The sequence below is a fragment of the Streptomyces sp. NRRL S-920 genome, from assembly GCF_000717945.1.
Lineage (GTDB): Bacteria > Actinomycetota > Actinomycetes > Streptomycetales > Streptomycetaceae > Streptomyces > Streptomyces alboniger.
In genome coordinates this window covers 203093-214977 of sequence record NZ_JODF01000018.1, presented here as the reverse complement: position 1 = coordinate 214977, position 11885 = coordinate 203093, and the positions used below count along the sequence as shown (strand labels likewise).

Genomic DNA, 11885 nt, shown 5'->3' with positions numbered 1-11885 from the left:
TCTCGGCGCGGGGCAGACGGGCGGGTGGGTGGGATAGCGATCCGCCGCGAAGCAGGCGGAAAACCCTCACAGCACTCCCCGGCGGAAGCTGAGCGCACCGTTCCCGCAGAGAAACAACCCGGCCCCGACAGGGAAACACCCACCCCGCAGGCTGCGGAGCATGACATCCACGGCAGTGGTGATCGGCGCGGGCCTGGCCGGCACCCGCGTAACACAGCGCCTGGCCGCAGAGGCCATCGACACCGTACTCATCGGCGAGGAGGAGCACGCCCCGTACAACCGCGTCCTCCTCGCGGAGGTCCTCGCGGGCCGCTACGGCGCGGACGTGATCACCCTGCCCGCCCCCGAAGCCACCACCCTGCGCACCCGCGCGGTCCGCGTCGACCGCGCGGAGCGCCTGGTGCACTGCGAGGACGGCACCGTCGTCCCGTACGGCACCCTGATCCTCGCGACCGGCTCCAACCCGGTCCTGCCGCCGCTGCGCGGCCTGTTCGCGCCGGGCGCCCGCGAGCTGCCCCGGGGCGTGCACGCCTTCCGGACGATGGACGACTGCCTGGCCCTGTCGGGGGCCGTGGCCCCCGGCACCCGCGTCGTCGTCATCGGCGGCGGCCTCCTCGGCGTCTCGGCGGCCCGCGCCCTGGCCCAGCGCGGCGCGCAGGTGGTCCTCACCCAGCAGGCCGAGCGGCTCATGGAGCGCCAGCTGGATCCCGCCTCCTCGGAGCTGGTGCGCCGCCACCTCACCGGCCTCGGCGTCGAGGTGCACACGGAGTGCCGGGTGCGCGGCGTCGGCGTCACGGACGGCGCCGTACGCCATGTGGAGCTGGCCGACGGCTTCGAGCTGGAGACCGAGCTGACCGTCCTGGCCTGCGGCGTACGCCCCCGTACGGGTCTTGCGCTGGCCGCCGGGCTCGACGTGCGCAAGGGGATCGTCGTGGACGACCGGCTGCGCACGTCCGATCCGCACATCAGGGCCGTCGGCGACTGCGCGGAGCACGCGGGCCGCGTCTACGGTCTGGCGACCCCGGCCCTCGAACAGGCCGACGCGCTCGCGGAGGCCCTCATCGGTGGGAAAGACGCCCCCTACACCGGCAGCCGCATGCTCACCCGCCTGACCCTGCCGGGCCCCGGCCCCCTGGACCTCGCCGCGTTCGGCGACCCCGAGCCGCACCCCGACGACGACGTCATCCAGCTCGCGGACGCCACCCGCGGCACCTACCGCAAGGTCGTCGTCCGCGGCGACCGCCTGGTCGGCGGTGTCCTGCTCGGCGACCTCGCCTCGGTGGGCGCGCTGGCCCGCGCCTGGGAGGCCGATGCCCCGCTGCCCGACGACGACAGCCCGCTGCTCCACCTGCTCACCCAACCCCAGGCTCTCGACTTCGTTCGAGCAGGGGAGACCCCTATCGGAGGCCGCTGAGATGCCGAAGCCGAACCCCGCACAGACCCCGGACCGCCGCCCCACGATCGTGCTCGTCGGTCACGGCATGGTCGGCCAGCGCTTCCTGGAGGCCGCCGTCGAGCGCGGGCTCGCGGCGAGCCACCGCATCGTGGTGCTCTGCGAGGAGCCGCGCCCCGCCTACGACCGGGTCCAGCTGACCTCGTACTTCTCGGGCCGCACGCCCGACGAACTCTCGCTCACCGACCGGGCGTTCCTCGACGAGCACGGCATCGAGCTGTACGTCGACGAGCCCGCCGAGAGCTTCGACCGCGCGGCGAAAACGGTCACCGCCCGCTCCGGACGCGTCCTCACCTACGACACGCTCGTGCTCGCCACCGGCTCCTACCCCTTCGTGCCGCCCGTGCCGGGCAAGGACGCGGCGGGCTGTTTCGTCTACCGCACCATCGAGGACCTCCTCGCCATCGAGGAGTACGCGAAGAAGCACGCCACGACGGGCGCGGTGGTCGGCGGCGGTCTGCTCGGCCTGGAGGCGGCGGGCGCGCTGCGCGGGCTCGGACTGGCCACGCACGTCGTGGAGTTCGCGCCCCGCCTGATGCCCGTACAGGTCGACGAGGGCGGCGGCGCGGCGCTCCTGCGCACCATCACCGGTATGGGTCTGACCGTCCACACGGGCACCGGCACGCAGGAGATCGTGACGGGCGAGGACGGCGCGGTGAGCGCCATGAAGCTGTCCGACGGCAGCGAACTGGCGACCGACCTCGTGGTGTTCTCCGCCGGTGTCCGCCCGCGCGACCAGCTCGCCCGCGAGCACGGCCTGGCGGTCGGCGAGCGCGGCGGCATCACCGTCGACGAGCGGTGCCGCACCAGCGACCCGGACGTGTACGCGATCGGCGAGTGCGCGCAGGCCGTGGACGGCCGCGTGTACGGCCTGGTCGCGCCCGGGTACGAGATGGCGCAGACGGCGGCCGCCGCCATCGCCGCCGAGGAGGCCAGCTTCACCGGCGCCGATCTGTCGACCAAGCTGAAGCTCCTCGGCGTCGACGTCGCCTCCTTCGGTGACGCGCACGGCACGGCCGAGGGCTGCCTCGACGTCGTCTACTCCGACTCGCGCTCGGGCACGTACAAGAAGCTGGTGATCGGCGCGGGCGGCGAGCTGCTCGGCGGGATCCTCGTCGGCGACGCGGAGGCGTACGGCCTGCTGCGGCCGCTCACCGGCACCGTCCCGCCGCTGCCCGCCGAGCAGTTGGTGCTGCCCGAGGGCGCGGGCGCTCCCGTGGCGCTCGGCCCCGAGTCGCTGCCGGGCCACGCGGTGATCTGTAGCTGCCACAACGTCACCAAGGACGCCATCCAGGCCTGCGCCACGCTGCCCGAGGTGAAGAAGTGCACCAAGGCCGGTACGGGCTGCGGCAGCTGTGTGAAGGTGATCGGCCGGCTGCTTCCGCAGTCCGGTGACACGGGGCTGTGCGGCTGCTTCGCCCAGACCCGTCAGGAGCTGTACGAGATCGTGCGCGTCCTGCGGATCACGTCGTTCCGAGCGCTCCTCGACGGGCACGGGCGCGAGGCGGCGCGCGGCGGCGAGGGCTGCGAGGTGTGCAAGCCGGCGGTCGGCTCGATCATCGCCTCGCTGGCCCCGACGATCGGCGCCGAGGGGTACGTCCTCGACGGCGAGCAGGCCGCGCTCCAGGACACCAACGACCACTTCCTCGCCAACCTCCAGAGGAACGGCTCCTATTCGGTGGTCCCCCGCATCCCCGGCGGCGAGATCACCCCCGACAAGCTCATCGTCATCGGTGAGGTGGCGCGGGACTTCGGCCTCTATACGAAGATCACCGGCGGTCAGCGCATCGACCTCTTCGGGGCCCGCGTCGAACAACTGCCCATGATCTGGACGCGGTTGGTGGACGCAGGCTTCGAGTCCGGGCACGCGTACGGCAAGGCGCTGCGGACGGTGAAGTCCTGCGTCGGCCAGACCTGGTGCCGCTACGGCGTGCAGGACTCCGTGCGCATGGCCATCGACCTGGAGCTGCGCTACCGGGGCCTGCGCGCCCCGCACAAGCTGAAGTCGGCGGTGTCCGGCTGCGCCCGCGAGTGCGCCGAGGCCCAGTCGAAGGACTTCGGCGTGATCGCCACGGCGAGCGGCTGGAACCTGTACGTGGGCGGCAACGGCGGCGCCACCCCGCGCCACGCCGACCTGCTCGCGCAGGACCTGGGCGACGCCGAACTGGTCCGTCTCATCGACCGGTTCCTGATGTTCTACATCCGCACCGCCGACCGTCTTGAGCGCACGGCGGCCTGGCTGGAGCGGATCGACGGCGGCCTCGACCACGTACGCGACGTGGTCGTCCACGACTCGCTGGGCATCTGCGCCGAACTGGAGGCGCTGATGGCCGACCACGTCACGCACTACCGCGACGAGTGGGCCGAGACCCTCGACGACCCCGAGCGCCTCGCCCGCTTCGTGTCCTTCGTGAACGCGCCGGGCGTGCCGGACCCGACGGTCGGCTTCGTCCCCGAGCGGGACCAGATCAAGCCGGACCTGCCCCTGCTCTCCATCAGCCCCCGGCCCCTGGAAGGAGCCTCCCAATGAGCACCGCCACCGCCACACGTGTCCAACTGCGCCTAGCGGACGACTGGTTCGAGGTCTGCGAGCACGCCCGGCTGACCCCGGGCCGGGGCCTCGCGGCGCTGCTGCCCGACGGCAGCCAGGCCGCGCTCTTCCTCGACCGCGAGGGCCGCGCGTACGCGATCGACAACCGCGATCCGTTCACGGGCGCCGCGGTGCTCTCCCGGGGCCTGCTCGGCTCCCAGGACGGACGGCCGTTCGTCGCGTCGCCGCTCCTCAAGCAGCGGTTCGACCTGGAGACGGGGCGGTGCCTGGACGACGACGAGGTCGCGGTCACCGTCCACCCCGTACGCATTGCCTGATCGGTCACCGTACGCATTACTTGACCGTTCGTTCTGGAAAGCCGTAGAGTCCTCGACGTGGCCAGGACCAAGGAATTCGATCCGGACGCCGCGTTGCAGTCGGCCCTTGAGCTGTTCTGGCGGCGCGGCTACGAGGCGACGTCCATGGCGGACCTCGTCGAGGCGCTCGGCATCGGGCGCGCCAGCATCTACGCGACCTTCGGCAACAAGCACGACCTGTATCTGAAGGCCCTGGAGCGGTACGGCGAGCAGCAGCGGCCCCTCCTGCTCGCCGAGCTGGCGCAGCCCGGCCCGGCACTGCCCGCCGTCCGCGCGGCGGTGCGGCGTTTCGGCGCCGAGGCCACCGCCGACCAGCGCCGCCTGACCGGGTGTTTCGTCACCAACACGGCGGCCGAGCTGGCCCCGCACGACGAGGCGGCCGCCCGGGGCGTCGAGCGCAGCTGGGACCACATCGAGACCCTTCTGCACTCCGCGCTCGTCCGTGCCCGGGCCCAGGGCGAGCTGCCCGAGGACCGCGACCCGCTGATGCTGGCCCGCATGCTGCTCGTCCTGCTCCAGGGTCTGCGCGTGGTCGGCAAGGCGTCCGCGGATCCGGCGCGGGTGCGGGACGCGGTGGAGCAGGCGCTGACCCTCCTGGACTGAGGGACCCGCGCCCCGGCCACGCTTTCGCATGTCTTCGACGCTGAACTTCTCATGCCCTCATACTGAACCGATCAGTCAAGAAAAGAGTTTCTGTCATGACGGTAGTCACCCGTGCCCGCTTCACCGGCCGTACCGCTCTCGTCACCGGCGGCGGATCCGGTCTCGGCCGCGCCATAGCCCTCGCGTTCGCCGCCGAGGGGGCGAACGTCGTCGTGGCCGGCCGCACCGAGGCCCCCCTGAAGGAGACCGTGGCCCTCATCGAGGAGGCGGGCGGCACGGCCCTCGCCGTCACCGCCGACGTCTCCCGCTCGGCCGACCTGGCCGAGCTGGTCGCGGCGGCCGTGGACCGCTTCGGCTCCCTGGACGTCGCCGTCAACAACGCGGGCATCCTGCGCGCCGGGCAGCCGGTCGCCGATCTGCCCGAGGAGGACTGGCGCACGATGCTCGACATCAACGTCACCGGCGTCCTGCTGGCGCTCCAGGCGGAGGTCAGGCAGATGCGTACGCAGGCCGGGGGCGGCGCGATAGTGAACATCGGTTCGACGCTGGGCGCCCACAGCAGCATCCCCGGCATGGCCGCCTACGGCGCGACCAAGGCGGCCGTCTCCGCGCTGAGCCGCGCGGCCGCCGCCGAGCACATCCGTGACGGGGTCCGCGTCAACACCGTCAGCCCGGGCTCCTCCGACACCTCGATGTCGCTCAGGAGCGGCGAGACCGAGGAGGACCGTGCGGCGCGGATGAAGGAGCAGACGCCGTTGGGCCGGGTGTCGACGACCGAGGAAATCGCCGCGGCCGTGCTGTATCTCGCCTCGGACGACTCCGCTTCCGTGGTCGGCGCGGACCTGCTGGTCGACGGCGGCGCGGCGGCCTGAGAGCCCGCCCACCGCAGGTCCGACGCGCCCGCCCACCGCAGGTCCGACGCGACCGCCTACCGCAGGTCCGACGCCTCGAACACCCCCCGCGCCGCCGCCCCGTCGACGCGTGCCGTGAGGCGGTGCAGCTCGGTGCAGCCCGTTCTGAGCAGCCCCGCCTCCCGGGCGTCGCGGGCCCCGCGGTCCAGCCGGTGCAGCAGCAGCGGGTTGTCGACGAGGACGCGCGGGTCCAGTTCGACGCGGTTGCCGAGCGAGTCGCACAGGACGAGGCGGTCGGCGACGCCCTCGTTGTGCCGTACGGCGGTCAGCAGACCGGTGCAGACGTGGCGGCGGCGCACGAGGCCCCGTACGGCGAGCCAGCCGGGGCCCGCCGTCACCCGCGCGGGGTGCAGCACCACGTACAGGAGTACGGAGAGTCCCGCCCACAGGGCGAGGCGGGCGCGGCCGAGCGTGCCGTTGGCCAGGTCGAGGAGGACCACGAGCACGAGCAGCCCGAGCGAGCAGAGGACCGCCGCCCGCACGTCCGCCACCCAGTTCCGGTCGATCACGGTCTGCGCCGCGCCCACGTAAACGCCCTCGCCCCGCGCCGTGCCGCGCCCGGCGGGCTCCCGTGTCGTCCCGTTGTGTCCCATGTGCGGCACGCTAGGGCGGCCGTGCGGCCCGGGGCCCCGGCGTTGACGCGCCGCATACACCCGGGCGGCCTCCCTTGACGGAACGCTGACACTCGGCCGCAACGCCCCTGTCGTAATCACCCCGCATGGTTGATCGTTGGGCCGATACGTACGAGAAAGACATGTACGGCAACTCCGACCTCACGCAGGGGGACGACGGGCATGACCATCAGCCGCAGGACACTGCTCGCAACCGGCGCCGCGCTCGGACTGCTCACCGCGTGTGGGTCCAACACCGGCCGTGGCGGCGGGGGTTCGGGCGGCAACGGCCCGCGGCTCGCGCAGTGGTACCACCAGTACGGCGAGGCGGGCACCGAGCAGGCCGTGAAGCGGTACGCCGCCGCGTACGACAAGGCGGACGTCGCCGTGCAGTGGCGGCCCGGCAACTACGACGAGCAGACCGCCGCGGCGCTGCTCACCGACTCCGGGCCCGATGTCTTCGAGGTCAACGGCCCCAGTCTGGACCAGATCCGGGGCGGCCAGGTCGTCGACCTCACCGACCTCTTCGAGGGCGTACGGGACGACTTCAACCCCGCGGTCCTCGCCCCGAAGACGCACGACGGGAGGATCTGGGCCATCCCCCAGGTCGTCGACATGCAGCTGCTCTACTACCGCAAGAGCCTGCTCGACGACGCCGGGGTGCGGCCGCCGAGGAGTCTGGACGAGCTGGTCGACGCGGCGAAGGCGCTGACCACGAAGGACGTGAAGGGCCTCTTCCTCGGCAACGACGGCGGGGCGGGCGCGCTCGGCGTCACCCCGCTGTACGCGGCGGGCCTGTCCTGCGTCACGAAGGACGGCGAGGTCGGCTTCGACGACCCGGCCGCCGCCCGCGCCCTCGGCAAGCTGCGCCAGCTGTACGCCGACAAGTCGCTGCTGCTGGGCGCGCCCGCCGACTGGTCGGACCCGTCGGCGTTCACACAGGAGCTGACCGCCATGCAGTGGTGCGGCCTGTGGGCGCTGCCCGCGGTCAGGAAGGAGCTGGGTGACGACTTCGGTGTCCTCGCGCTGCCCGCCGACGGTCCGGACGGCAGGCCCGCGCTGCCCGTGGGGGCGTACGGCGCCGCGGTGAGCGCCCGCAGCGACCACAAGAAGGAGGCGAAGGACTTCCTGAAGTGGCTGTGGATCGACAAGGAGGAGTACCAGGAGGACTTCGCGCTCTCCTACGGCTTCCACATCCCGGCCAGGCTCTCCCTCGCCAAGAAGGCCGACGAGCTGAAGGAGGGCCCGGCCGCGGACGCCGTGCGCTACTCCACCGAGTACGGCTACGCCGAGCCGCTGCTGTGGACGCCCGCGAGCCGCACCGCGTACCAGGACGCGCTGAGCCGGATCATCAAGTCCGGCGCCGATCCGGACAGCGAGCTGAAGTCCGTCGTGCGCACGGTCCGCGCGGAGCTGGCCCGCACCAGGAAGAAGCCGTGAGCCGGTTGCTCGGCACCCAGAACCGCACGCTCTGGTTCTGGGTGTTCGTCGGCCCCTTCGCGCTCGGCCTGGTCCTCTTCACGTACGTACCGCTCGCCTGGAGCGTCTACCTCAGCTTCTTCGACGCCCACAACACCGTCTCGCCGACGGACTTCGTCGGCCTCGACAACTACACGTCGATGCTGCGGAACGACGCGTTCACCGACAGTCTCGTCACCTTCGCGGTCTTCTCGGCGTTCATCGTGCCGACGACGTTCGCGCTGTCGCTCGCGCTCGCGCTGATGGTGAACAGGACGCGCCGCGCTCAGGCGTTCTTCCGGTCGGTCTTCTTCCTCCCCGCGGCGTGCAGTTACGTCGTGGCGGCCCTGATCTGGAAACTGTCGATCTTCAACGGGGTGCGGTTCGGGCTCGCCAACACCGTCCTCGGCTGGTTCGGCGCCGACCAGGTCGCCTGGCTCTCGACCACCCAGCCGCCCTGGTACTGGCTGGTCATCGTCACCGTGCGGCTGTGGCTGCAAGCGGGCTTCTACATGATCCTGTTCCTGGCGGGCCTCCAGCGGATCCCGCCCACCCTCTACGAGGCGGCGGCGGTGGACGGGGCGCGGCCCGGCTGGCAGGTGCTGCGCCACATCACGCTCCCGCAGCTGCGCGCGACCTCGGTCGCCGTGACGCTGCTGCTCGTCATCAACGCCTTCCAGGCCTTCGACGAGTTCTACAACCTGCTCTCGGACTCCCGCGGCTACCCGCCCTACGCCCGTCCGCCGCTCGTCTACCTCTACTACACGGCGCTCGGCCAGGGGCAGAACCTCGGGCTCGGCAGCGCGGGCGCGGTGATCCTCGCGCTGATCATCGCGGTGGTCACGGTCGGCCAGGCACGCTGGTTCGGCCTCGGCGGGAAGGAGGACTGAGCACGATGGACGACGCCCTGGTCCGGGTGGGCCGCGCGCTGCGGGTGGTCCTGCTGGTCACCCTCGCGCTGCTCTTCCTGATCCCCTTCTACCTCCTCGTACGCAACGGCCTCGCGTCCGAGGACGACATCACCTCCCCCGACTGGACGTTCTTCCCGTCCACCCTGCACTGGTCGAACCTCTCGGAGCTGTTCGCCGACCCGGCGGTGCCGATGGCGCGCGCCCTGCTCAACTCGACGCTGATCGCGGTCGCGACGACCCTCGGCACCCTCCTCCTCGCCTCGCTCGCCGGGTACGGCCTGGCGCGCATCCCCTACCGCCACGCCGACCGGGTCTTCTACGCGATCCTCGGCACGATGATGGTCCCGGCCGCCGTCACCTTCGTCCCGAGCTTCGTCCTCGTCTCGTCCCTCGGCTGGGTCTCGACGCTGCGCGGCCTGATCGTCCCGACGCTCTTCTCGGCCTTCGCGTGCTTCGTCTTCCGGCAGTACTTCCTGGGTTTCCCGAGGGAGCTGGAGGACGCGGCACGCGTGGACGGCCTCGGCTACTGGCGTACGTACTGGCGTGTGGTCGTCCCGAACTCCCGCCCCGTCTTCGCGGCCGTCGGCACGATCGTGTTCATCGGCGCGTGGAACTCCTTCCTGTGGCCCCTGGTGATCGGCCAGGACCGCGACGCGTGGACGGTCCAGGTGGCGCTGGCGACGTTCACGACATCGCAGGTCATCCGCCTGCACGAACTGTTCGTCGCGGCGGCCGTCTCGATCGTGCCGCTGCTGGTGGTGTTCCTGTTCTTCCAGCGGTGGATCGTGGCGGGGGTGGAGCGGTCGGGGATCGACGACTAGCGGAGCCCGTCAGGCGGGTTCCGTCATGTCCTCCATGAGTTCGGGGAGCTTGCGCAGCCTGGAGACCGTCTGGTTGAGGAGGCGTACCGTCGCGTCGGCCTGCTGCCGCCCGATGGGTCGGCCGACGGAGGTGGCACGGGCCTGCTCCCTCAGCTTCTCCAGGAGGTCGCCGGCTTCGGCGGACGCCTGGTGCAGCCGGCGGATGCGGTCCTCGACGCGGATCACCAGGGCGTCGACGGTGGGCTCCTCGGCCGGGTCCGGGGTCGGAGTCGGGTTCGGGGTCGGGTCCGGCTCCTTGGCCTCCGCGGGTTCCAGGGCCCCCACCGGCTCCTCGACCGCAGGCTCCTGGAGCGACGACGGCCAGCGGCCGGGCGTGGGAAGGGTGGCCGGTGCCGAGGGGGCCGGGGCGGGGCCCGACGGCGCCGCCGACTTGCGGCGCCGCGTGCCGTTCTCCTTCGGGAACTCCCTGTCGAACCAGAAGGCGGACATCTCCCGGCCCGGCATCGCCTTCCCCGAGACGCTGACCTGCCACGGCATCCGGTCACCGTCGTCCATCGCGGCGACCAGCTCCTTCAGCACCCCCACCGCCATCATGCGGCTCTTCTCGTACCGCAGGGCCTGGAGCGAGTTCGTCACGCCGCGCCGGGAGCGGCGCATCCGCTCCCCCGTGTCGCCGATCATCTCCTGGCCGTCGAGCGAGCCCCGGTCGGCCTCGATGATGCCGAAGGAGGCCAGCCAGTGGGCGGCCCGGTAGGAGACCAGTTCCTCGAAGGCGGCGTCGTCGGTGTCCGCGGTCGCGAGCAGGTCCGGGAGCCTGCGCCCGGAGAGGACGATGCCCTCCCGGGCCTTGGTGCCGAAGATCTGCCCGATGCGCGGGTTCCAGGGCTTCGGGTAGCTCTCGGAGGTGAGGGCCGACCAGGTCGTGGCGCGCTGATGGATCTCCGTCTTGCTGAGCTGGGAGGGCGGGTTCTCGCTGAGCGCGCGCCGCAGCAGGTGCCGCCTGGTCGCGTCCGCGGGGAACAGTTCCTGGAGCAGCTTCATGGACCGCAGGTCGCGCAGTTCGGAGACCGCCATGTCCGGGGTGGCGTCGGGGAGTTCCCGGATGGGGGCGAGACCGGACAGCACCTCCGCCGTCTTCTCGCCCATCACGCCCTGGGCCACGTACATGCCCAGCACGCTGCGCCCGAGCGCACGCGAACGGTTGATGGGGTCGAACTCCAGCGGCGGATGCACGTGGTCGCGGCGGTTGTTCATCTGCACGATGCGGTAGAGCCGCTGCGGGGTCGGTGTGCCGATCACCAGATGGGCGTCCACCACGGCGATGGCCGCCGCGCGACGGGCCCGTGAACCGCTCGTGGGGTCGAGGTCGTCCGCCGCCTCCCCGTACTCCTTGTTGAGCAGAGCGGAGAATTCCGTGAGCCAGACATGGGGGTCGTGGATGACGTCGTCGCCGTCCCTGCCCAGCTTCTCCGCGGGGACACCGGCCAGCACCTCACCGGAACTCAACCGGAAAATCGACTGACGCTTTTGCGTTCGATTGTTTCCGCGGACGGCCATCCAGCCCCAATAGGCGGAAGGGTGCCGCGGATTGCCGTCGGAGTCCTTCTCCGGTTCCTCTTCCAGGCGCACCTGCTGGGGGACGTACATTCCGGGGTCCTGCTGACCGTTGAGGACGAGATCCTCCTCCAGGTCGTAGGGTCGGACCCGGTCCACGCGCATGAGGGCGTTCGCCGCGTCCTCCGCGTTCATCATCAGCGCGTGCCGGTTGGGGACCACGCTCTCCAGGGCGGCGAGATAGGTCTCGCTGCCGTCGCCGACGACTCCCTTCCAAGGCCGCACCGGGGCCAGCGTCCGCTCCGTGGACTGCCCCACTGTCGGGTCGGCCATGGAGCGCCAGATCGAACTGATCCGTTCGTTGTGCCCCCACTGCACGCCCCCGACGCCGTGCATGCGGACCAGGGCGAGGACCATGTCACCGGCGTCGGTACGCACGCGGCGCACCGCGCTCCCCTTGAGCCTGCGTACGCCATTGGCGTCCGCCTCGCTCAGTGTCTCCTCGGGGTCGACGATGAACGGGGCCACGTTCTCCAGCGCCCCGCGGGGCAGGTTGACCCCGTCGGTCGCCAACACGGCCTCGATCCAGGCCTCTTGCCGGTCCCGTGACACCGGCGCCGGAAATGGCCTCTCGGCGGTGAGCTGCCCCATACCGC

Annotated in this window: 10 protein-coding genes; 8 read left to right on the top strand and 2 right to left on the bottom strand. The window is 71.7% G+C overall.

All coding sequences use genetic code 11. The features are described 5' to 3' along the window. Positions 1 to 160: 160 nt before the first annotated feature. The 5 genes from IG54_RS0116260 (at position 161) to IG54_RS0116240 (ending at position 5835) form a co-directional block, all read left to right on the top strand. Entirely contained in the window at positions 161 to 1414 is a 1254-nt protein-coding gene (locus IG54_RS0116260) for an NAD(P)/FAD-dependent oxidoreductase (protein WP_051819541.1), read from the top strand. Position 1415: 1 nt separating this feature from the next. After that, entirely contained in the window at positions 1416 to 3983 is a 2568-nt protein-coding gene (gene nirB / locus IG54_RS0116255) for a nitrite reductase large subunit NirB (protein ID WP_030783685.1), read from the top strand. Further along, positions 3980 to 4321, top strand: a complete 342-nt coding sequence (gene nirD / locus IG54_RS0116250) for a nitrite reductase small subunit NirD (protein WP_030783683.1) — start codon at positions 3980 to 3982, stop codon at positions 4319 to 4321. The genes nirB and nirD overlap by 4 nt, the downstream gene beginning before the upstream one ends. Positions 4322 to 4378: 57 nt before the next feature. Further along, a complete protein-coding gene (locus IG54_RS0116245; RefSeq protein WP_030783681.1) occupies positions 4379 to 4963 on the top strand; it encodes a TetR/AcrR family transcriptional regulator in 585 nt (194 codons plus the stop codon). Between the two features lie 95 nt (positions 4964 to 5058). Beyond that, positions 5059 to 5835: an SDR family NAD(P)-dependent oxidoreductase gene (locus tag IG54_RS0116240; RefSeq protein WP_030783679.1), complete on the top strand. Its 777-nt coding sequence runs from the start codon at positions 5059 to 5061 to the stop codon at positions 5833 to 5835. 56 nt (positions 5836 to 5891) lie between these two features. Here the strand turns inward: IG54_RS0116240 and IG54_RS0116235 are convergent, their stop codons facing one another. After that, entirely contained in the window at positions 5892 to 6467 is a 576-nt protein-coding gene (locus tag IG54_RS0116235; RefSeq protein ID WP_037897195.1) for a hypothetical protein, read from the bottom strand. A gap of 201 nt (positions 6468 to 6668) precedes the next feature. Between IG54_RS0116235 and IG54_RS0116230 the strand changes: the two genes are divergently transcribed. The 3 genes from IG54_RS0116230 to IG54_RS0116220 are packed head-to-tail and all read left to right on the top strand — an operon-like array spanning position 6669 to position 9675. Continuing rightward, positions 6669 to 7925 carry an ABC transporter substrate-binding protein gene (locus tag IG54_RS0116230; protein WP_030783674.1) on the top strand — a complete coding sequence of 419 codons (1257 nt, stop codon included), beginning with the start codon at positions 6669 to 6671 and terminating at the stop codon, positions 7923 to 7925. Continuing rightward, positions 7922 to 8833, top strand: coding sequence for a carbohydrate ABC transporter permease (locus IG54_RS0116225; protein ID WP_030783672.1), 912 nt, complete (start codon positions 7922 to 7924; stop codon positions 8831 to 8833). Before IG54_RS0116230 ends, IG54_RS0116225 begins: the two co-directional genes overlap by 4 nt. Positions 8834 to 8838: 5 nt before the next feature. Next, positions 8839 to 9675: a carbohydrate ABC transporter permease gene (locus tag IG54_RS0116220; RefSeq protein WP_030783670.1), complete on the top strand. Its 837-nt coding sequence runs from the start codon at positions 8839 to 8841 to the stop codon at positions 9673 to 9675. A 9-nt stretch (positions 9676 to 9684) separates the two neighbouring features. On the opposite strand, the gene IG54_RS0116215 is transcribed toward IG54_RS0116220, so the two are convergent. After that, positions 9685 to 11880 (bottom strand): hypothetical protein, encoded by a 2196-nt coding sequence (locus tag IG54_RS0116215; protein WP_030783668.1) that lies wholly within the window; start codon positions 11878 to 11880, stop codon positions 9685 to 9687. Positions 11881 to 11885 lie beyond the last annotated feature (5 nt).